This is a genomic window from uncultured Tateyamaria sp. (assembly GCF_947504105.1).
Taxonomy (GTDB): domain Bacteria; phylum Pseudomonadota; class Alphaproteobacteria; order Rhodobacterales; family Rhodobacteraceae; genus Tateyamaria.
Genome location: NZ_CANNGP010000006.1, coordinates 142,793 through 163,299, shown reverse-complemented (window position 1 = coordinate 163,299; position 20,507 = coordinate 142,793). Strand labels below are relative to the sequence as shown.

Genomic DNA, 20,507 nt, shown 5'->3' with positions numbered 1-20,507 from the left:
TCAATACCCTCCGATTACATCCAATAGGTCGAAGTAACGACCAAGCGGAGGGAAGACGCCAAGCAGCTTGAAGAATACAAGATGATAGGCGATCGAACACAGAAGTGCGGCGGCGCCCAGACCCGCCGCGCTGCGCACGCCAAAGACCCAAAGTGCTGCGGGTGCAGCCAGAGCGGTGGCAACCAAGTATCCAAGCGCTGAGATCATCCAGACATAGGCAACCGACAGGATCAACAATGCCGCGATGGCGGGCAGATGCTTGCGTTCAACAGCGCTTGTCGCGGGCGCATTTCGTAGTTCCATAAGACCAAGCAGGATTAGTGCGATGGATCCCGCCAAGGGAAAGAACCGGGCACCCCAACGGCCATACTGATCCAGTGAAATGCCCATGGATGTCGCAGTGGCGCTTATCCCGAGCAGGACCAACGCCACGCCGACCACCCGAGGGGCAGGAGAAGGCCCTGAGGTCACGTCCGTCAGCCTTGTTGCTTCAGCGCATCGATGACGGGCTGGGTGTCAGCTTGCATTTGCCGCAGACGGGCCTTGGTATCGGCCCCGGTCAGGAATGCCGGAACATTGCCGCGTTCACGCATCAGATCGGCAAATTGCCGTGTCTCGGTGATTTTCTTCAACGCGGCCTCGATTCCTGACACGACACTCGGATCGGTTCCCTTGGGCGCAAAGAAGACGATGGGCGATGATACGGCCACATAGTCGAAACCAAGTTCGGCCAGTGTGGGCACATCATCGCGGATCGGGTCACGCTCGGGTGCGACCAGTGCAAGAACGCGCAATTCGTTTTCGAAACCTGCCGCCTGCTGGATACCGACAAAGGCAAAATCGACTTGTTCACCGATAACCGCAGCGCGGGTTGGACCACCTCCCTTGAACGGTACATCCTGCGCCTCGAGCCCATTGCGGTTGAGAAAACTCTGGCCAGCAACCTGGTGGAAGCCGCCGCGCCCGTTATGTGCCCAACGCAGGCTGCCGGGATTGGCGCGCGCTGAATCCACAAGGTCCTCCACAGACTGGAACGGGCTGTTGGCTGGTACGATGACGGCGGGGGTCAGGTTGCCGATCTGCGCGATGATGTCGAAGCTGTCGAACGGATTCACATCGGTGTCCCTCAGCATGGATGTCAGAAGAAAAGACCCTGCCGAGGTCACCATCACTGTGTTACCGTCGGGTCGAGATGCGGCCGCTTCGGTGGCCCCTGTGATGCCTGACGAACCCGGCTTGTTCACGATAACCAGCGGCACGGGCAGAATACCATCGGCAGATGCTGCTGCCGCCTGAGCCAGCGCGTCAGTCCCGCCACCCGCCGAATAGGGCAGGATGGCATTGATGGGCCGCCGCGGCGCCCACTCGGTCAAGGCCGGGGTTCCGGCCAGCAGTGCGGAAGCGGCCAGGCTGGTCCCGATAAATTCGCGTCTTTTCATTATGTCCTCCCATGGTTCGTTGACGTTTTCAGCAACGCTATTGCGATCATGGCTGGACGGTATCGTACTTGATAATTTAGAAAAAACGCAATTGTCGGAAGTATAGATCGAGAAATTCGAAGTTATGAACCTGCGCAGTCTCAAAGTCTTTGTACTCGTGATGGAGGAAGGCACACTTGCACGCGCGGCGGGTACCATGCACCTTAGCCAATCTGCGGCCAGCCGACTCTTGCAGTTGCTGGAGGAGGAATTCGAGATATGCCTTTTCCAACGGGACAAGAAGCGCCTCGTGCCCACGGGGGAAGCTGAACGTTTTTATCCCGAGGCCTTGCGCATCCTGTCCCAGATCGAGGCGTTGCCGGAGTTTGCCCGCCAGATACAATCGAGCACACCCGAACCCTTTCGTATCATTGCGCAGTCCCGAATTGTGAACGGCCTCGTGTTGCCAGCTATTGCTGAGCTTAGAGACAGCTTCACAGATCAACCCATCAAGCTTGAGATTCACCGGCGTCGTGATTTGGGGCGTCGGATGACGAATGACCGTTTTGATGTTGGGATTTCAGCACTGCCTTTACCGATCGATAGACCAGCGCCGATCCGGCTCGGGGCTGCCCCTCTCAGGATTGCCGTTTCCTACGACCATCCACTTGCGACGCGGTCCGTATTGCGCCCAATGGATATGGTTGGTGTACCCTACATCGCGCTTGATGATACGACAGTTATCCGCCGCATTGTCGATCAAGAGCTGAATACAATCGGGGCGCAGCTTGACGTCGCGCACGAGGTTTCCTTGGGCTCTGCAGCGTACCGGTTGGTACAGCGGGGATTTGGCTTTACGTTTGCCGATCCGGTCGCCCTGGACCCTGAACTGGAACCGCTGGTCAGCCTTGTCGACTGGGAACCGCGCATGGAGATTGAATTTGGCCTTTTCGCACCGAACCGCAGCAGAAAACCAGAGCTGACCCAAGCGTTCGAGGCTGCCTTGCGCCGTGTCTTTGCCGAAAGATGCACCACAGGATAGCAAGCGAAAACTGCGTACTGTTGCGCAGGTTTCGGGAGGCACGTGTTCTTTTCTTTGGGTGGTCGGGACGTTTGCGCCCGGCTTCCAATCGCTCGCAGACTGCTCGGTTTCAGAGGGGGCACTTCATTTTAAGTGTTATTCTAGCTGTCCAGTAAGATAATTTAATAAGCCAGTTGATTAATTAACCGAATGGTTTATTTGTGGACTCATGGAACAAGACGAAAGACTTGATGCGGCGTTCTCTGCCTTGGCACATCCAACACGTCGGGCAATTCTGGCGCGCCTTGTGCAAGGCAAGGCAACAGTGAACGCTCTGGCAGAGCCGTTCGACACGTCATTGCCTGCAGTTTCGAAACACATCCGAGTGCTTGAAAACGCTGGATTGATTGAACGCGAAAGAGACGCGCAGTTCCGTCCATGCACACTAAACACCAAGCCCATACAGGACATAGCGGACTGGACAGAAAAGTATCGGCATATCTGGGATGCCCGCTTTGACGTTATGGGAACACTTCTGGACAAGATGAAGGATCAATCGTCATGAATGACAATCAGAACTGGGTCCGCATAGAGCGTGAATTTGATGCCCCGCTGGAGTTGGTGTGGCAAATGTGGACTGTTCCGGAACTGTTCAAGCAATGGTACGGGCCCAACGGAATGTCGGTTCCTGCTGTGGAAATGGATGTCACGGTCGGCGGAACGCGCAAGGTCTGCATGGCGATGACGTCACCGGATCGCGCCATGTCGATGTGGTTCACAGGCGTCTACAAGGAGGTCAACGCCCCCAGCCGCCTTGTCTACACAGAAAGCATGTGTGACGAAGCTGGTAACATCATTCCACCGCAGAACATGGGAATGCCCGAGGGTTTTCCGGACATTACCGAAGTGATCGTTGAACTTAGTCACGTGGACGGCAAGACCAAGATGATCATGGTGCATGTGGGTGTGGCCGAAGGTAGCGCAGGCTCTGGCGGCTGGAACCAGGCGTTTGACAAGCTTGCCGCGCTGGCAAGGTCGCAAGCGCACGTCGGCGGCTGACATGCGCGAACTTGCGATCCTCGCGTTTGTGACCGTCGATGGCGTAATGCAGGCGCCGGGCACAGTTGACGAGGATCGTTCCGGCAATTTTGATCAAGGCGGCTGGGCTGCTCCGTTCTGGGATGAGGTTATGCCGCATGTCGAAGATACGGCGATGTCGGCACCGTATGACATATTGTTTGGGCGCAAAACCTATGACCTTTTTGCAGGTCATTGGCCTGACGCTGCAAAGACGAAGGCATCTGAACGGCTGAACACGGGACAAAAGTTCGTCGCGACATCCTCGCCGCTTGGGACGGAATGGCGGAACTCCCAAGCGCTAACTGGTGACTTGGCACACGCGGTTCAGCAACTGAAATCCCAAGATGGTCCGCTGATTCAGGTCCATGGCAGCGCACAACTGATCCAATCGCTTGTCGAGCATGACCTTGTTGACGAGTTTCGGATATGGACCTTTCCAGTTCTGGTCGGTGCGGGAAAGCGCCTGTTCGAAGGATCTAGCCCCCCTCTCAGACTTAATCCTATTTCTATCGCCAACCTTGGAAATGGTGTCGTGTCGCACGTATGTCGAAAAAGTGACTAACAGGGTTTGTCGCGTCAAAACCGCCTGACGATGACAAACGAAATAGTGCCGCGTGATGTCGAGACGTTGCAGCCAAATCAAGACGGTCCGGTCGATAATTGATCTTCGAGTTCATTCGCCGATTTTGACTGCTCGTAAATGATTGTCAGGTCGGCCATCGACTAAGCCGATCCTCCGCGTCGTCCCAGTTGCACGCGCTGGATCCGATAAAACGGCCCTACTTAGGGGCGACCAGCCAGTGATGACCTCCGCCTGGAGCTGTGTGGCGGTCCAGATGATCTTGCTTGTCTTGGGGTGATCCAATTTCGCCAGCATGTGGAGCAGGACTGTCGTCCGGCAACCGGATGAGTCAAATCGGGCGAGGAATGTCACATCAGGGCGCTGTCTCGCAGCGCATCCAGAACGACGCCAACCAAATCACGTTTTCTATTCGTCTGTGTCTGGGCGCTTAGTCAGACTTCGGGGGCGCTTCTTCCGTGTGGTCCGGTGAGTCCAGAGTGGACCACATGTCGTCATTTGTCGGCTTGGGTGGCGTCATGCACTCACGTGTGTGGATGCTGACTTTGGCCAGGAAATGTGCCGACACCGGCGCGGTAACAAAGAGAAAGGCCATGATCAGCAACTCGTGCATTGACGGATCTCCAGAGGCGGCGGCGACCAGTATCGATGCCAAAAGCAGCATGCCGATGCCGAGCGTCCCGACCTTTGTCGGGGCATGCAGACGTGTCATCGGATCGTTGAACTTCAATAGGCCGATGACACCGACCAGAACGAATATTGACCCGATCAGGAGCGAAATGGCTGCGCCAAAAATTGCCAAGCTTTCCAGCATCATTCGATGATGTCCCCCCGCAGCACGAAACGGGCCAGCGCTACCGTCGATACAAAGCCTAGCATGGCAACCAAAAGGGCCACCTCGAAATACACGCCGACCCCTTGGTGGATGCCAACCACCACAACCAGGCCAAGGGCGTTGATGACCATCGTGTCCAGCGCCAGAACCCGGTCGCCGCCCGTCGGACCAATCACAAGTCGCACCATCGACAGCACTTGGCCGACGGCAAGTACCACCAAGGCAATTGACAGCGCAATTTCAAACAAGCTGGTTGCGAGTGTCATGCGAAGATCTCCTTCAAACGGCGCTCGTATCTGTCCTTAATCTCATCCCGCACTGCATCGGGGTCGTCGGTGTGCAGGATGTGCACCAACAGGCAGCGCCCTTCGTTCGACAGATCGGCAGACACTGTCCCGGGCGTCAGGGTGATCGTGCCCGCCAGAACGGTGATCGCTTCTGGCTGCTTCAGATCCAGAGGCACGGAGACCCAAGCTGGTTTCAGCTTGTCGTTCGGGACCGTAAGAACGATCCACGCCACTTCGATGTTTGCGACAATGATGTCGCGAATGACGAGCAGTGAATAGGTGATCATCCTGCCAAGTCGAAACCCTGTGGGCGTGCCCGGCCACCAGATCGCGGTGATGCGTGGGATAATGATACCAAGGATGATACCGAATACGACCATCCCAGAACTTATTTCGTTTTGAAGCAGTATCCAAACAAGGGTCAGAACCAGTGTCAGCGACGGGTGGGGCAGAATCCAGCGAAAGGCGCGTCCCATATCAATGGCCATCCTGTGGTTTACTCAGCTTGCCGGGTGTATCCAACACGGTAGAGATATATGCATCAGGTGCAAAGAGTTGCGTGGCGATGCTGGTCGTATAGCCATGCACTTGTCCGGCGAACACGGTGTGCAGGGTCAGCAGCGTGAACAACCCGCCAACGGCGACGTATGAAAGTGTGGCCGGGCTCTCTATGTCTGCAACGGGTTCTTCGCTTGGTCCAACGCCGTGCGCCTTCCAGAACACGATGCTTCCCGCTCGGGCAAAACCCAGGATGCTGATCAGGCTGGACGACAGCACAATGACCCAGATCCAAACCATCAAGTCACTTTCAAATGCTGCCTCTAAAACCAGTAGCTTGCCAAGAAAGCCGGAGAGCGGTGGCAGGCCCGCCATTGCGATGGCCCCGGCAAAGAACATGCCAGCTGTGAGAACTGCACCAATCATCGGGGCTTGCGTTGTCAAATCGACATTCCCACGACCGGTTCGGACAAGGTCCGAGACAAGGAACAGGACAGCGCCGGCAAATGTCGAATGCACGATGTAATAAAGTGCCGCGGCAATACCGGCCGGGCTGAACAGCGAGATCGCGATAATGACCATCCCCATCGAACCAATGACCGAGAACGCGACAAGCCGGTCGAGCTTGCGCGCAGCGAGCACGCCGACCATCCCGATTGCCAGCGATACCAGTGCCGCGGGCAAGAGCCACACGTCATGCAGGCCCGACGTTACCTCTAGATCGGGAGGGAAGATCATCGTGTAGACCCGGATGATGGCATAAGCGCCAACCTTGGTCATTATGGCGAAGAATGCAGCAACCGGCGCGGGGGCCTCTGCATAGCTTGAAGGAAGCCAGAAGTGCAGCGGTACCAACGCGGCCTTGATGGCAAAGACCAGCAGCAACAGAACGGCGGCCACGCGGATGCCCACAGTCTCTTCCGGCGCGATCAATTGTACGCGCTCTGCCAAGTCCGCCATGTTGAGCGTTCCCGTTTCGGCATAGATGGCGCCAAGCGCGAAAAGGAACAGCGTCGATCCGATCAAGTTGAACAATACGTATTGTATGCCCGCGCGCAGCCGTGCATCGCCGCCTGCATGGATCATCAAGCCATAGGAGGCGATCAGCAGGACCTCAAAGAAAACGAACAGGTTGAATAGGTCACCTGTCAAGAAAGCGCCGAGTATCCCCATTAACTGGAACTGGAAAAGCGCGTGGAAGTGGCGTCCGCGATCATCCCAACCTGATCCGATCGCATACAAAAGCACAAAAAGCGCGAGGACTGATGTGAGAAGGATCATCAGCGTCGACAGTCGATCGCCCACGACGACAATGCCAAACGGAGCCGCCCAGTCGCCCAAACGATAGTAGATGACCGACCCATCAGAGACTTGCCAAGCAAGGCCAGCGGCAAGGCCGATCAGCGCAACTACACCAGCGACGGAAAAGACCCGCTGAATACCTATGTGATATCGCGCCGCCAGGACGATCAGCGGGGCCAGAAGAGCGGGCAGGATGATGGGGGCAACGATCCAGTGGGTCATGGCTGGCCCTCCGTCTCGCGCGGCTCCGGCTGATCATCGATATGATCGTCGTCAGACCCAAGGAAGGCACCAAGCCCGATCATCACGGCCACGGCCGTCATCCCGAACGAGATCACGATCGCGGTCAGAACCAGCGCCTGCGGCAACGGGTCGGTGTATGTGGTCACGTCATCACTCAGCACCGGAGGCGCACCAATGGTCAGCCGCCCGGACGAGAACAGGAATACGTTCACAGCATAGGTCAAAAGCGAGATACCGAGGATCACCGGAAAAGTTCTGAGCCGCAGCACGAGGTAGATACCACCGGCGGTCATCACGCCAATGGCGGAGGCAACAAGCAATTCCATGTCAGCCACCCTCCTTCACAGGCTCGATTGGATCAGATGATCCTTCGGCACGCGCCGGATTGATGTCCATTGGGTGTTCGGTTTCGTCCGCATTTGCACGCCGCGCCAGCCGCGAGAAGCTTTCGAGCGACAGCGTGACCGCCCCGACAACGGCCAAGAACACGCCAACGTCGAACAAGGCGGCTGTGGCCAGCTCGAATTTGTCGAACGGGGGAATGCGGACATAGGTGAAGTCCGAAGTCAGGAAGGGTTTGGTTACGAACCACGACCCGATGCCGGTGAAGCCAGCCACCAGAACGCCAGCACCGATTACACCGTGGTAGGGGTACTTCAATCGGGCCGAGGTCCATGTGAAGCCACTTGCCATGTATTGCATGACAACGCCGATGGATACGACAAGGCCCGCAATGAAACCACCTCCGGGTTCGTTGTGTCCGCGCAGGAAGATGTAGAAACCCACCATCAGGACCACGGGCATGATTACCCGGGTTAACACGACCATCATCATCGGATGCATGTCGCCCGCGCGCGGCTGGTCAGGAATGCGGTTCAGGAGCCGTGCGCGTACGGGACCGCGCAGCAGCGTTTCAGTCAGTGCATAGATCAAAAGCGCGGCGATCCCGAGCACGATGATCTCGCCATAGGTATCGAAGCCCCGGAAGTCGACAAGGATGACGTTCACAACGTTGGTCCCGCCACCACCCTTGTACGAATTAGCCAAGTGGAATTCGGAAATGGGCGTCGAAACGGCGTCGCGCAGCATGTAGTGATAGGCCAACGCGAAGGCGGCAAGCCCGCCAGCAATCGCAACGCCAGTATCGCGCGCGCGGCGCAGTACCGTGCTTTCGGATGGTGTCGTGTTTGGCAGAAAGTTCAGCGCCAGCAAAAGCAGGATGATCGTCACCACCTCGACCGTGAACTGGGTCATGGCGAGGTCAGGTGCGCTCAGGTAAACAAAGCCGATGGATACCATCAGCCCTACGATCCCGATCAGGATCAGGGCCAGGAACCTGTTGCGGTGCATGAACACAAGCGCGCCGGTCGCCGCCACTAGCATGGTCCACCCAGCGATGGGGACGGGACCAGCGGCCTGCACGACGCGGGTTGCATCACCAATCGTACCGCTAGTCCAGGCGTGGTAGCCAACGGCAACGATCACCACGAAGGAAATCATTGCGTACCGGCTGAAAGCACCATTATGCAGGCCAAATGTGAAACCCCGCGCCAGCGCGGCTGCGGTTTCGACAATCCCTTCGAAAATGACCTTGGCTTCAGGACGCGGGGCCGTTTCCCATATGTTTGACAGTGGTTTGAAGGCAAGCATCAGGACCAGACCACCTGCAACCGCGGCAATGGACATAAAGAGCGCCGGAACGAGGCCGTGCCAGATCTTGAAATACGCTTTAGGTACCTCTGCAGCTTCACCCAAAAGGGAGCCTGTCACGATCTTGACGAAGGGTTCAGCTAGAAATGGAGCAACCCCGATCAGGACAACCAGAACAACGAGAATAGCCGGAGGCAGCCACATGCCGGGGTTTGGGTCGTGGGGCTTCGAAGGATAATCGTCACGGACCTTTCCAAGGAAGGTATGACCGATCAGTCGGAAGCAATACGCTGCAGAAAAGAGTGAACCGACCGTTGCAAGTACAGGCACCAACCACGGGCTATCGAATAGCACCGTGTGCGTGGCTTCTTCCAGCATCATCTCTTTCGACAGGAACCCGTTCAGCAGTGGAATGCCTGCCATGGAGAGCGCGGCGAGTGTTGCGATGACAAAGGTCAATGGCATGAGTGTCCGCAGCCCACCTAACCGCCGGATGTCGCGGGTGTGTGCCTCGTGATCGACGATGCCTGCAGACATGAAGAGAGCGGCCTTGAACGTGGCGTGGTTCAGGATGTGGAACACTGCTGCCATGGCGCCGAACGCGGTGCCTGTGCCCAACAGCATGGTGATCAGCCCAAGATGGCTGACGGTCGAGAAGGCGAGCAATGCCTTCAAGTCATGTTTGAACAGCGCGATCACCGCACCTAGGACCATCGTCACAAGCCCGGCAGTCGTGACAATGGCAAACCATTCGGGCGTGCCCGACAGAACCGGCCACATGCGGGCCATCAAGAAGATGCCCGCTTTCACCATTGTGGCAGAGTGCAGATAGGCCGAGACGGGCGTAGGCGCGGCCATTGCATGTGGCAGCCAGAAGTGGAACGGGAACTGAGCGGACTTGGTGAAGCAACCTAGCAAGATCAGGATCAGGGCCGGGAGGTACAGCGGGTCGGCCTGGATCAGCTCCCGGTTTTGTAGGATGACGCTCAGATCATAGCTGCCCGCGATCTGGCCCAGGATCAGCATGCCAGCGATCATGGCAAGCCCACCCATACCGGTCACGGTCAGCGCCATCCGCGCGCCTTGTCGGCCTTCGGGCAGGTGTTTCCAGTAGCCGATCAGTAGGAAGGACGACAGCGATGTCAATTCCCAAAATACCAGTAAAAGCAGGATGTTGTCGCTCAGAACGATCCCGACCATCGCGCCTTGGAACAATAGTAGATAGGTGAAAAACTCGCCCATGTTGTCGTCGCGGCTGAGGTAGTGGCGCGCGTAGGCGATAATCAAAAGGCCAATGCCCAAGATCAAAAGCGCAAAGAAAAAGCCCAACCCATCCAGCATCAACGTGAAGTTCAGGCCCAGCTCCGGCATCCAGTTCACGCGCGCAGTGACCAATTCACCGCGCAGAACCTGCGGCAAGTTCGTTAGCAAACCGATAAACGCAGCCAAGGAGACCGTGAATGTCACGCCAGCGCAAGCCGCCCGGCCCGCAGCATTCATTAGTCCGGGAAGAAGCGCGCCCAGGAAGGGTAGTGCAACGATAAAGAAGAGTGACAAGGTCAGGCCCAGTAGAGTTAATGCGAATCTATCCTTCAAGATAGATGGCATTCCGATAGGTACAGGCAACCGGAATCGTTGGGAAACTTGCGATAACCTGCTCAACGGACGGCATCTTGGCCGTCAACAGGCACACAGGATTACCGAACGTGATGCTTGAACGGCTTTGGATGAGCATCTGTTGGATTGACGCGTATTTCACCATATTGAGGATGCCATCTACTCAGTTGCATGTCGGACGGGAACGTTTAGTCACACCGCGTACATACACAGCCGGACGTCCCTGAAAGAGCGATGTTCTGAGCGTTGGTCGTGGTGAAGACATTGCTTCTATGCGGATGTGGCGCCCTTTGTGCGCCGCCGATGGATTCATCTGCCTATCTTTTTGGCGAAATCGCCCATTCCGTCCAAAAATTACGCAGACAACCTGATGCGAGCCCATTTTTTGGGCCAAGCAGCGTGCACTACGCAGTCATGAAGCTACCACTTGGCGCGGGCTTCAGAGCCTGCAAACGCGCGATGGTGTCGGCCTAGGAAACCAAAACACCACCGCACTCCGCATCATATGCGTGGGGGGTCATATGGGTGTTTTGTATTCGGAACACAACGTCCCTGCGCGACACGCAAAGGGAATGGCAATGTACAAGAAACTACTCGCAACAACGGCGACACTGACAACCTTGGCGGCTCTGCCAGCTGTTGCGCAGGATTGCCCCATAAAAGTGGGCGTTCTGCACTCGCTGTCTGGGACAATGGCGATCTCGGAAACGACGCTGAAGGACACCATGGAAATGCTCGTTGAGCAGCAAAATGCCGCTGGCGGCGTGCTGGGCTGTCAGCTTGAAGCCGTCGTGGTTGACCCGGCATCCGACTGGCCGCTGTTTGCCGAAAAGGCCCGTGAACTGCTGACGGTGCATGATGTTGACGTGATCTTTGGCAACTGGACGTCCGTCAGCCGTAAGTCCGTTCTGCCGGTGATCGAAGAGTTGAACGGTCTGCTGTTCTACCCCGTGCAATACGAGGGCGAGGAAAGCTCGAAAAACGTGTTCTACACGGGCGCCGCGCCGAACCAGCAAGCCATCCCGGCCACCGACTATTTCCTTGAAGAGCTGGAAGTCGAGAAATTTGCACTGTTGGGGACCGACTATGTGTACCCGCGCACAACGAACAACATCCTTGAGTCATACCTTCAGCAAAAAGGCATTGCCGCTGAAGACATCTTTGTGAACTACACGCCCTTTGGCCACTCCGACTGGTCCAAGATTGTTGCGGACGTTGTCGCGCTGGGCGCGGACGGCAAGAAAGTTGGCGTGATCTCGACCATCAACGGCGATGCCAATGTCGGCTTCTACAAGGAACTGGCGGCTGCGGGTATCTCGGCGGATGACATTCCTGTCGTCGCGTTCTCGGTGGGTGAAGAGGAACTGTCGGGTCTCGACACGTCCAACCTCGTCGGTCACCTCGCGGCGTGGAACTACTTCCAGTCGGCAGACACCGAAGCAAATGAGGCTTGGATCGACGCGTGGAAAGCCCGCATGGGTGACGAGCGTGTGACCAACGACCCGATGGAAGCCCACTACATCGGCTTCAACATGTGGGTGAACGCGGCGACTGCGGCAGGAACCACCGACGTGGATGCCGTGCGCACCGCGATGTATGGTCAGGAGTTCCCGAACCTCACAGGCGGGACCGCGGTCATGCTGCCGAACCATCACCTGGCCAAGCCGGTCCTGATTGGTGAGATCCTGGAAGACGGCCAGTTCGACATCATCAGCCAGACCGAAGAAGTGCCGGGCGACGCCTGGACCGACTTCCTGCCGGAATCGGCCGTCCTGGTTTCGGATTGGAAAGAGCTGGGCTGCGAGATGTACAACACCGACACATCCACCTGCGTGCAGATCAAGTCCAACTACTGATCTGACCTTTCGGGGGTGGGCAACTGCCCCCGACACTTCTTCAAGGATAACAATTGGATGCCGGTTTTCCGCCAGTTCTGCGCCGCGCTTTTGTCGGTGCTGTTGATCGCGTTTGCAGCCCCATTGGCTGCGCAGGACGCCGATGCGCCCATTCAACGCCTGCTGCAAGAGCATGGTGAGATCATTGCGAAAAGCTCACGCCGCACCATCGGTCCTGCCATCGATGCGCTCGCTGACAGTGGTTTGCCCGAGGCGCAGGCGGTTCTGGAACGCTGGCGGGCCAAGGAGATGTGGTTCGACAAGGACACCGGTCTGTTCATCTACGCTGAAGAGATTGACCGCCGCACCATCCGTGCCTTCGATTTTGCCGACGGTACAGAATTGGGAGAATTCGAGGACAAGGGATTCAAGCAACTCAAACCCAATAGCGGCATTCGCGGCTTGATCGGCGCAGCACTTGTCCGGTTCCAGTTGAACGATCCCAACCCGGCCGCGCGCGCCGCGGCCCTGATCGCCATCGAACGCGATGCGGATGAAAGCCACCTTGCCGCCTTGCGCGCTGTGCGAGACACCGAAGAGAACCCGCGCTTGAGCGCACGCATCGATCGCCTTGAACGGATTCTGACCATCCGCTTTGCAGAGGATGACGCGGAGCGCGTTGCCGCAATCCAGAGCTTTGAGGGTGATCTGGGTGTCGATGTGCGCGCGGCTCTCAATCCACTTGTCGTTACAATGATGGATGCCGGTACGGACCTGCCGAACGATGCCGATGTGGCAAGGCAGGTGATGCCCGGTTCAGAGGTGCTTAGCGAGGCTGAGGCCTATGGAATCCTTGTCGCCAAGGAGCTGGCGCCCCCGCTCATTTCGCGCGCTGCTCAAAAGGCTGCGTTGATTGCTAACATAGATGGCACCTCCGTCGGCGGAATTCAGGTTGCATCACTGAATACCGAAGTGAGGCGTGACGCTGCCTATGACGAATTGGTGCGGCAGGGTCTTGTCGAAAATGCAGCAACGGTCACCGATGTGACACAGACGGTAGATGCCTATGTGTTTTTTGAACGGTATTCCGCCGCCGCGCCGACCGTTGCACTTGCCGCACAGGCGGTGCTGTCCGGGATCGAGAACAAGGTCGCCTTGAACCAGACAATCGACCTGGGGCTAGACGCGCTGTCGCTGGCGTCGATCTATTTCCTTGCAGCCATCGGCCTTGCCATCACCTTTGGCGTCATGGGCGTGATCAACATGGCCCATGGCGAGTTTATCATGATGGGCGCCTATACCGGCTATGTGGTCCAGCTCTTTATCCCGGACTACACGCTCAGTATCATGGTCGCCATCCCGTTGGCCTTTGCAGTGACCTTTGGCGCGGGGGTCGCGATGGAGCGGTTGGTGATCCGGTGGCTCTATCACCGCCCGCTTGAGACGCTGCTGGCGACCTTTGGTATCTCGATCGCGCTTCAGCAGCTGGCCAAGAACATCTTTGGCACGCAGGCCCGGCCCTTGACCGCACCCGGCTGGCTGGACGGGTCACTGGTGTTCAACGACATTGTGTCGATCAGCTATATCCGCATTGCTATCTTTGTTCTGGCACTCCTGTTTCTGGCCCTATTCCTGATCGTGATGAACCGCACCCGGTTGGGTCTGGAAGTGCGCGCTGTCACCCAGAACCCACGCATGGCGGCCTCCATGGGCATCAACCCGGATCGGATCAACATGCTAACCTTTGGCTTTGGCTCCGGCATTGCTGGGATCGCCGGTGTTGCTATCGGCCTCTATGCCAAGGTCACGTCGGAAATGGGCAGCGACTACATCGTGCAGTCCTTCATGACCGTTGTGGTTGGTGGTGTTGGCAACATCTGGGGCACGCTGCTGGGCGCCACGATGGTGGGCACGATGCAAAAGGGGATCGAATGGTTGAACCCGTCCAACACCCTTGCGGCCCAGACCTACATGATCCTGTTCATTATACTGTTCATTCAGTTCCGACCCAAGGGCATCATCGCCCTCAAAGGTCGCGCGGCGGAGGCCTGAGCCATGATAAACGTCGCACTTGATACCGCGCCCGCACGCAAGCCAACGTTTCTGCTGGTGAACAACCCGTCGGTCCTGATTTTCCTGGCTTGCCTTGCCTTGTTCACTCTGGGCGTGACGGTGCTGGCCGAAGGGTTTGGCATCGGAGTGATCTCGACCAGCTTCGTCAAGACACTCGGTAAGACACTCTGCCTATGCCTTGTCGCGCTCGCTATGGATTTGGTCTGGGGCTATTGCGGCATCCTGAGCCTCGGGCACATGGCGTTCTTCGGTATCGGTGGCTACGCCATCGGTATGTGGTTGATGTACGCCCGTACCGAAATCATCGTAGTACAAAGCCTGTCAGCCGCTCCATTGCCACCAACGACCCAGGAAATCTCGGACGGGATCGCAGCGCAAATCTTTGGTGTTGTGGGCGCTTCCGAGTTCCCGCCCATCTGGGCTGTGGCCCATTCGCTGCCCTTACAATTGGCGGCCGTGGTGCTGGTACCCGGGCTGCTGGCTTTGGTCTTTGGCTGGCTCGCGTTTCGCAGTCGGGTCACAGGTGTTTACCTGTCGATCCTGACGCAGGCGATGACCCTCGCGCTGTCGCTGTACCTGTTCCAGAATGACAGCGGGTTGCGCGGCAATAACGGACTGTCCGGACTGCAGAACCTGCCGGGGCTGGGCGATGTGCCGCAATCCACCGTGTCGATCTGGTTCTTCTGGGCATCGGCACTGGCGCTTGGGCTGGGCTACCTGCTGTGTGTCTGGGTGGTGTCGGGCAAGTTCGGCTCGGTCGTTCGTGCGATCCGCGACGACGAGAGCCGCGTGCGGTTCCTTGGCTACCCTGTCGAAGCATACAAACTTTTTATCTTCACGCTCACCGCGGTCATCGCAGGCATTGCCGGCGCGCTCTATTACCCACAGGCAGGGATCATCAACCCGGCCGAGATTGCGCCGATCGCCTCCATATATCTTGCGGTCTGGGTCGCTATCGGCGGGCGTGGTCGGCTGTACGGTGCGGTGATTGGCGCGGCTTTCGTTTCGCTCCTGTCGACCTACTTCACGGGCGGTCAGGCACCAGACATCAACCTTGGATTCTATACGATCCAATGGGTCAACTGGTGGACAGTCCTGTTGGGACTGTCATTCGTCGTGGTCACTCTGTTCGCGCCCAAAGGGCTAGGTGGACTGTTTGATTTTATTGCGAGCAAAAGATCACCCAGCCGCCACGGCGCTGACCTTGGCCCCGACGCGGGCGCGTTACGCGAAAAGGAGGCCGAGACATGAGCACACTTCTTGAAGTGTCCGGTGTGTCCGTCTCATTCGATGGGTTCAAAGCGATCAACAATCTGACGTTCCAGATTGGCGAGGCCGAGATGCGCGCGGTCATCGGGCCAAACGGCGCAGGTAAAACCACTTTCATGGACATTGTGACGGGAAAGACGCGACCCGACGAGGGGCGCGTGCTGTGGGGCGAAAAATCGCAATCGCTTCTGTCGATGTCAGAAAGCCAGATCGCGCAGGCGGGGGTCGGGCGGAAGTTCCAGCGCCCAACGGTGTTCGAAGACCAGACGGTTGCCGAAAACCTGATGCTGGCGTTGAAAAAGAAACGATCCCCTTTGCCGTTCTGAACTTCCGCGCGTCACGTGCAGATCAGGACCGGGTCGAAGACTTGGCCGGTGAGATCGGACTGGTCGCTGCACTCGCCCGCAAGGCGGGCGAATTGAGCCATGGTCAGAAACAGTGGCTGGAGATTGGCATGCTGCTTGCACAGGAACCACGCCTGCTTCTGGTCGATGAACCGGCAGCGGGTATGACTCCGGCGGAACGCGAACACACAACCGAAATTCTGGTCGAGGCGGCCAAAACCCGCGCGGTTGTGGTGGTCGAGCACGACATGGAGTTTGTCCGCCGCCTCGATTGCAAAGTCACCGTGCTGCACGAAGGTTCGGTTCTGGCCGAAGGATCGATTGATCACGTCACATCCAACGAAGCCGTCATCGAGGTGTACCTTGGCCGATAACCTGCTCGAAATCGAAGGGCTGACCCTGCACTACGGCGGTAGCGAAATTCTGCGTGGCATCGACCTGACGGCGCGGCGGGGTGAGGTCACATGCGTGATGGGCACCAACGGTGTCGGCAAGACCAGCCTGCTCAAGGCCATCTCGGGTACACATGTTCGCAGCGATGGTATGTACCGGCTCGACGCCGAAGAGATCGGTAAATCCAGTGCCCACGCCCTTGCTCAGAAGGGCGTCGCCTACGTGCCGCAGGGGCGGGAGATTTTTCCGTTCCTGACTGTGCAGGAAAACCTTGAGACCGGTTTTGCCTGCCTGCCACGTAGCAAACACAGAATTCCAGACGAGATTTTTGACTTGTTCCCGATCCTGAAAGATTTTCTGCATCGTCGTGGTGGAGACCTGTCGGGCGGCCAGCAACAGCAGCTTGCCATCGCCCGTGCACTGGTCACCGAACCCAAGCTTCTGCTGCTGGATGAGCCGACCGAAGGTATTCAGCCCAACATCATCAAGCAGATCGGCGAGGTCATCTCGACCCTGCGGGAGCGGGGGCAGATGGCCATTGTGCTGGTCGAACAGTATTTCGATTTTGCCTTTGATCTTGGCGACAGGTTCACGGTGCTTGAGCGCGGAGTGGTTAAGCTGGAAGGACGGCGCGCCGACATTGAACGTTCAGATTTGCTGAAGGCTGTCTCGGTCTAAAATCAATCTCACTGGGATGCCTGCGTTTTACTGTCGCCAGGGCACGACAACGGTGTTTCCGGTGTGCTGTTTGGCGATGAATGCCGTTTGCGCGGCGTGCAACTCGGACAAGGGGTAAGTGGCTGCCAGAGCGGGTTGGATTTCGCCCTGTTCGATGTACCGGACAAGGTTTGGCATGACCTCAAGATCAATGACGGTGGAACCTGTGAACGTCAGGTCCCGCAGGTAGAATGTGCGCAGATCCATCTCGACAATGGGGCCAGCGATGGCACCGGAACATGTATAGCGGCCTCCGCACTCCAGCACGTCGATCATGGTGGGCCAGTACGCCCCCCCAACAACATCCGCCAGTACGGTGACCTTTTCGCCGCTCAAAGCGGTCTTCAGGTTCGTCGGCGCGCGGGGCAGCACCACATCGGCACCCAAAGCGTTAACATCGGCATGCTTGGCCTCGGACGCCAAGGCAATGACGCGCGCGCCACGCCGCTTGGCAAGCTGCACCAAGGCGCCGCCAACGCCACCCGACGCTCCGGGGATCAATACAGTGTCCTGATCTGTTACACGCGCCCGGGTCAGCATGCCCTCTGCCGTGGAATAGGAGCACGAGAATGTCGCCAATTCGGCATCCGACAGATCGGATTTGACGGCCACGGCGTTGCGCGCGGGCATGGTTGTGTACTCGGCAAAGCCGCCATCGCGTTCCGATCCGAAGTAACCCGTTTTGTTCTTGTTGCTCAGGTCCGTTGGGTCACGCAGCCAGTTGTCGGTGATCACCCGTTCCCCAATGCGCGCCGGATCAATGCCATCGCCTACGGCAACGATGGTGCCGCACACATCCGCGCCCTGAACGCGGGGAAAACTGATGGGGGCGCCGCCCCAACTTGGGTCCTCTTCGCCGACCTCTTCAAACGCGCCGCCTGTCGTCGCCTCGGTTACGGTTTTGGAATACCAGCCGGAGCGGGTGTTCACGTCGGTGTTGTTCAACCCGCAGGCACCAACTTTGACCAGAACCTCGCCTTTAGCAGGGTCCGGGCGCGGCCATTCGGCGTGCCAGACCATTTGATCCAGATCGCCGTGACCCATCGTGACCATTGCGTTCATTGTTTTGGGAAGCGTCATCTAAAGGGCTCCGGTGTTCTGTTCGTCAGTGGCTCGAACGCAGGGGGATCAGATGAAAACCACACCGCGCGTAATGGCCATGGACCACGGTCAGCAAGGGCGCGTCCAGTGCAAAACAATATCGCTGGGAGGAAGCAGTGCTTTGTTCGATATGCGGTGTATACAGGTTCGACTGACCAGGCGTATCGTTCACCAGACTGCCTGGGGCGGTCTTGGAATTAAAAACAGATGTCGCCTTTTTCTGCCGCAGTCGTGGTTGATCCTCGTCACGCTTGAATGATTCAGGTCGTCAAAGAATGTGGCCCATAGAAGTGTTTCAAAGGGCTTTGATGACTTTAAGGTATTGATTATAAATGTTTTATTTCTACTAACTTTTTAGTTTGACAGAAAATTTACTTTGCGCCTATCGTAAGCACAGTCGGCGAAATCCGGCTCACATAGAAATTTGGGAGGACACAAGATGCGCAAGTATCTTCTCTCCGCGACGGCTGTAGCTGCAGTCATTGCGGGGCATGGGACTGCTTTTGCCGATACGGCGGCAGCCCAGAAATGGATTGATCAGGAATTCCAGCCATCCACGCTCAGCAAGGATGAGCAGATGTCGGAGATGGAGTGGTTTATCCAGGCGGCTGAACCCTTCTCGGGCATGGAAATCAACGTGCTGTCCGAGGGTATTCCGACCCACGGCTACGAGTCCGAGGTGCTGACCAAGGCGTTCGAGGAAATCACCGGCATCAAGGTGAACCATCAGATCCTTGGTGAGGGCGAGGTTGTGCAGGCTGTTCAAACGCAGATGCAGACCCAGCGGAACCTCTATGACGGCTATGTCAACGACTCCGACCTGATCGGGACGCACTCGCGCCTGCAGCTGGCCTATAACCTGACCGAGCAGATGGCGGGCGACTGGGCGGGCACAACCAGCCCGACGCTGGACCTGGAAGACTTCATGGGTATCCAGTTTACCACTGGTCCCGATGGTAACCTGTACCAGTTGCCGGATCAGCAGTTCGCGAACCTCTACTGGTTCCGCAAGGACTGGTTCGATGACGAAGACAACAAGGCGGCGTTCCAAGCCAAGTACGGCTATGAGCTGGGCGTGCCGGTCAACTGGTCGGCCTACGAAGACATCGCCGAGTTCTTCTCGAACGACGTCAAGGAAATCGACGGCGTGGCGATCTACGGCCACATGGACTATGGCAAGCGTGCGCCCGACCTTGGTTGGCGCATGACCGATGCGTGGCTTTCCATGGCAGGCACCGGTTCGGTAGGTGAGCCAAACGGTGTGCCAATTGACGAATGGGGCATCCGCATGGAAGCCGGTTCGTGCAACCCGGCGGGCGCAAGTGTGACCCGTGGTGGTGCGGCCAACGGTCCTGCGGCGGTTTACGCGATCCGTAAATGGGATGAATGGCTGCGCAACTACGCACCACCCGGTGCGGCATCCTATGACTTCTACCAGTCGCTGCCCGCATTGGCACAAGGCAACGTGGCGCAGCAGATCTTCTGGTACACCGCCTTTACCGCCGATATGGTCAAGCCGAAGTCCGAAGGCAACAACACCGTGGATGACGAGGGCAACCCGCTGTGGCGGATGGCGCCCAGCCCGCATGGCCCATACTGGACCGAAGGGCAGAAGGTTGGCTATCAGGATGTGGGGTCGTGGACCTTCCTCAAATCCACGCCTTCCGAGCGCGCACAGGCGGCTTGGCTCTATGCCCAGTTCGTGACGTCCAAGACGGTCGACGTGAAGAAGTCCCATGTGGGTCTGACCTTCATCCGCGACAGCTCGGTCAACCACGAGTCGTTCACTGAACGTGCGCCCAAGCTGGGTGGTCTGGTGGAATTCTACCGCTCGCCTGACCGCGTTGCATGGTCGCCGACCGGCATCAACGTGCCTGACTATCCGAAGCTGGCCCAGATCTGGTGGCAGCAGATCGGTGATGTGAACTCGGGTGCCTTCACACCGCAGCAGGCGATGGATCGTCTGGCCGAGGAGATGGACATCACCATGGCCCGGATGCAGCAGGCGGACGAAGCGGCCGGTGTCTATGGCGGCTGTGGCCCACGTCTGAACGAAGAGCAGGACGCCGAATACTGGTTCGCCAACGGCGGCGCCAAGCCGAAGCTAGAGAACGAGAAGCCGCAAGGCGAGACCGTGAACTACGACGACCTGGTTGCCCGCTGGCAGCAGTAAACTCCCCGTCGGTCCCCTTTCCCAACATGGGGGGCTGACACCTGGTCGAAGCACGCGCGCGTGCTTCGACC

At 57.8% G+C, this 20,507-nt stretch carries 18 protein-coding genes and 1 pseudogene; 10 read left to right on the top strand and 9 right to left on the bottom strand.

Annotated elements, in window-relative coordinates; all coding sequences use genetic code 11:
- A complete protein-coding gene (locus Q1A75_RS06315) occupies nucleotides 1-432 on the bottom strand; it encodes a tripartite tricarboxylate transporter TctB family protein (protein WP_299556088.1) in 432 nt (143 codons plus the stop codon).
- A 44-nt stretch (nucleotides 433-476) separates the two neighbouring features.
- Nucleotides 477-1,439 carry a tripartite tricarboxylate transporter substrate binding protein gene (locus Q1A75_RS06310; protein WP_299556086.1) on the bottom strand — a complete coding sequence of 321 codons (963 nt, stop codon included), beginning with the start codon at nucleotides 1,437-1,439 and terminating at the stop codon, nucleotides 477-479.
- A gap of 124 nt (nucleotides 1,440-1,563) precedes the next feature.
- Between Q1A75_RS06310 and Q1A75_RS06305 the strand changes: the two genes are divergently transcribed.
- From Q1A75_RS06305 to Q1A75_RS06290, 4 genes are all read left to right on the top strand, one after another.
- Nucleotides 1,564-2,460 (top strand): LysR family transcriptional regulator, encoded by an 897-nt coding sequence (locus tag Q1A75_RS06305; protein WP_299556084.1) that lies wholly within the window; start codon nucleotides 1,564-1,566, stop codon nucleotides 2,458-2,460.
- 208 nt (nucleotides 2,461-2,668) lie between these two features.
- Nucleotides 2,669-3,004, top strand: coding sequence for a metalloregulator ArsR/SmtB family transcription factor (locus Q1A75_RS06300; protein ID WP_299556082.1), 336 nt, complete (start codon nucleotides 2,669-2,671; stop codon nucleotides 3,002-3,004).
- Nucleotides 3,001-3,498 (top strand): SRPBCC domain-containing protein, encoded by a 498-nt coding sequence (locus Q1A75_RS06295; protein WP_299556080.1) that lies wholly within the window; start codon nucleotides 3,001-3,003, stop codon nucleotides 3,496-3,498. The genes Q1A75_RS06300 and Q1A75_RS06295 overlap by 4 nt, the downstream gene beginning before the upstream one ends.
- A gap of 1 nt (nucleotide 3,499) precedes the next feature.
- On the top strand, nucleotides 3,500-4,081 hold the full coding sequence (locus Q1A75_RS06290) for a dihydrofolate reductase family protein (protein WP_299556078.1): 582 nt from the start codon (nucleotides 3,500-3,502) through the stop codon (nucleotides 4,079-4,081).
- Between the two features lie 448 nt (nucleotides 4,082-4,529).
- Here the strand turns inward: Q1A75_RS06290 and Q1A75_RS06285 are convergent, their stop codons facing one another.
- Genes Q1A75_RS06285 through Q1A75_RS06260 form a run of 6 tightly spaced genes read right to left on the bottom strand, consistent with a single transcriptional unit; the run spans nucleotide 4,530 to nucleotide 10,471 of the window.
- Entirely contained in the window at nucleotides 4,530-4,916 is a 387-nt protein-coding gene (locus tag Q1A75_RS06285; RefSeq protein ID WP_299591907.1) for a Na+/H+ antiporter subunit G, read from the bottom strand.
- Nucleotides 4,913-5,200, bottom strand: a complete 288-nt coding sequence (locus Q1A75_RS06280) for a K+/H+ antiporter subunit F (RefSeq protein ID WP_299550364.1) — start codon at nucleotides 5,198-5,200, stop codon at nucleotides 4,913-4,915. The genes Q1A75_RS06285 and Q1A75_RS06280 overlap by 4 nt, the downstream gene beginning before the upstream one ends.
- Entirely contained in the window at nucleotides 5,197-5,697 is a 501-nt protein-coding gene (locus Q1A75_RS06275) for a Na+/H+ antiporter subunit E (protein ID WP_299550366.1), read from the bottom strand. The genes Q1A75_RS06280 and Q1A75_RS06275 overlap by 4 nt, the downstream gene beginning before the upstream one ends.
- Before the next feature lies 1 nt (nucleotide 5,698).
- The gene (locus Q1A75_RS06270) at nucleotides 5,699-7,243 is read right to left on the bottom strand and encodes a monovalent cation/H+ antiporter subunit D (RefSeq protein ID WP_299550368.1); all 1,545 of its coding nucleotides are present in this window, start codon (nucleotides 7,241-7,243) and stop codon (nucleotides 5,699-5,701) included.
- The gene (locus Q1A75_RS06265; protein WP_299201527.1) at nucleotides 7,240-7,590 is read right to left on the bottom strand and encodes a Na+/H+ antiporter subunit C; all 351 of its coding nucleotides are present in this window, start codon (nucleotides 7,588-7,590) and stop codon (nucleotides 7,240-7,242) included. Before Q1A75_RS06265 ends, Q1A75_RS06270 begins: the two co-directional genes overlap by 4 nt.
- 1 nt (nucleotide 7,591) lies before the next feature.
- The gene (locus tag Q1A75_RS06260) at nucleotides 7,592-10,471 is read right to left on the bottom strand and encodes a monovalent cation/H+ antiporter subunit A (RefSeq protein ID WP_299550607.1); all 2,880 of its coding nucleotides are present in this window, start codon (nucleotides 10,469-10,471) and stop codon (nucleotides 7,592-7,594) included.
- Nucleotides 10,472-11,103: 632 nt separating this feature from the next.
- Here Q1A75_RS06260 and urtA point away from each other — a divergent pair.
- From urtA to urtE, 5 genes and pseudogenes are all read left to right on the top strand, one after another.
- Complete coding sequence (gene urtA, locus Q1A75_RS06255) at nucleotides 11,104-12,387, top strand: urea ABC transporter substrate-binding protein (protein ID WP_299550370.1); 1,284 nt, start codon at nucleotides 11,104-11,106, stop codon at nucleotides 12,385-12,387.
- A gap of 57 nt (nucleotides 12,388-12,444) precedes the next feature.
- Nucleotides 12,445-14,418 (top strand): urea ABC transporter permease subunit UrtB, encoded by a 1,974-nt coding sequence (gene urtB, locus Q1A75_RS06250; protein WP_299550372.1) that lies wholly within the window; start codon nucleotides 12,445-12,447, stop codon nucleotides 14,416-14,418.
- Between the two features lie 3 nt (nucleotides 14,419-14,421).
- On the top strand, nucleotides 14,422-15,690 hold the full coding sequence (urtC, locus tag Q1A75_RS06245; RefSeq protein WP_299550374.1) for an urea ABC transporter permease subunit UrtC: 1,269 nt from the start codon (nucleotides 14,422-14,424) through the stop codon (nucleotides 15,688-15,690).
- Nucleotides 15,687-16,426, top strand: a pseudogene (gene urtD, locus Q1A75_RS06240) (urea ABC transporter ATP-binding protein UrtD). Before urtC ends, urtD begins: the two are co-directional and overlap by 4 nt.
- Nucleotides 16,416-17,123: an urea ABC transporter ATP-binding subunit UrtE gene (gene urtE, locus Q1A75_RS06235; protein ID WP_299550376.1), complete on the top strand. Its 708-nt coding sequence runs from the start codon at nucleotides 16,416-16,418 to the stop codon at nucleotides 17,121-17,123. The pseudogene urtD and the gene urtE overlap by 11 nt, the downstream one beginning before the upstream one ends.
- A 27-nt stretch (nucleotides 17,124-17,150) precedes the next feature.
- On the opposite strand, the gene Q1A75_RS06230 is transcribed toward urtE, so the two are convergent.
- Nucleotides 17,151-18,242, bottom strand: a complete 1,092-nt coding sequence (locus tag Q1A75_RS06230) for an alcohol dehydrogenase family protein (protein WP_299550378.1) — start codon at nucleotides 18,240-18,242, stop codon at nucleotides 17,151-17,153.
- A gap of 460 nt (nucleotides 18,243-18,702) precedes the next feature.
- On the opposite strand from Q1A75_RS06230, the gene Q1A75_RS06225 reads away from it, so the two are divergent.
- Nucleotides 18,703-20,436, top strand: coding sequence for an ABC transporter substrate-binding protein (locus Q1A75_RS06225; RefSeq protein WP_299201548.1), 1,734 nt, complete (start codon nucleotides 18,703-18,705; stop codon nucleotides 20,434-20,436).
- Nucleotides 20,437-20,507: the final 71 nt, after the last annotated feature.

Excerpts from the sequence above, each read along its gene's own strand:
- Q1A75_RS06310 (WP_299556086.1), bottom strand. The coding sequence starts at position 1,439 with ATGAAAAGACGCGAATTTATCGGGACCAGCCTGGCCGCTTCCGCACTG.
- Q1A75_RS06305 (WP_299556084.1), top strand. The coding sequence starts at position 1,564 with ATGAACCTGCGCAGTCTCAAAGTCTTTGTACTCGTGATGGAGGAAGGC.
- Q1A75_RS06300 (WP_299556082.1), top strand. The coding sequence starts at position 2,669 with ATGGAACAAGACGAAAGACTTGATGCGGCGTTCTCTGCCTTGGCACAT.
- Q1A75_RS06295 (WP_299556080.1), top strand. The coding sequence starts at position 3,001 with ATGAATGACAATCAGAACTGGGTCCGCATAGAGCGTGAATTTGATGCC.
- Q1A75_RS06290 (WP_299556078.1), top strand. The coding sequence starts at position 3,500 with ATGCGCGAACTTGCGATCCTCGCGTTTGTGACCGTCGATGGCGTAATG.
- Q1A75_RS06285 (WP_299591907.1), bottom strand. The coding sequence starts at position 4,916 with ATGATGCTGGAAAGCTTGGCAATTTTTGGCGCAGCCATTTCGCTCCTG.
- Q1A75_RS06280 (WP_299550364.1), bottom strand. The coding sequence starts at position 5,200 with ATGACACTCGCAACCAGCTTGTTTGAAATTGCGCTGTCAATTGCCTTG.
- Q1A75_RS06275 (WP_299550366.1), bottom strand. The coding sequence starts at position 5,697 with ATGGGACGCGCCTTTCGCTGGATTCTGCCCCACCCGTCGCTGACACTG.
- Q1A75_RS06270 (WP_299550368.1), bottom strand. The coding sequence starts at position 7,243 with ATGACCCACTGGATCGTTGCCCCCATCATCCTGCCCGCTCTTCTGGCC.
- Q1A75_RS06265 (WP_299201527.1), bottom strand. The coding sequence starts at position 7,590 with ATGGAATTGCTTGTTGCCTCCGCCATTGGCGTGATGACCGCCGGTGGT.
- urtA (WP_299550370.1), top strand. The coding sequence starts at position 11,104 with ATGGCAATGTACAAGAAACTACTCGCAACAACGGCGACACTGACAACC.
- urtB (WP_299550372.1), top strand. The coding sequence starts at position 12,445 with ATGCCGGTTTTCCGCCAGTTCTGCGCCGCGCTTTTGTCGGTGCTGTTG.
- urtC (WP_299550374.1), top strand. The coding sequence starts at position 14,422 with ATGATAAACGTCGCACTTGATACCGCGCCCGCACGCAAGCCAACGTTT.
- Q1A75_RS06230 (WP_299550378.1), bottom strand. The coding sequence starts at position 18,242 with ATGACGCTTCCCAAAACAATGAACGCAATGGTCACGATGGGTCACGGC.
- Q1A75_RS06225 (WP_299201548.1), top strand. The coding sequence starts at position 18,703 with ATGCGCAAGTATCTTCTCTCCGCGACGGCTGTAGCTGCAGTCATTGCG.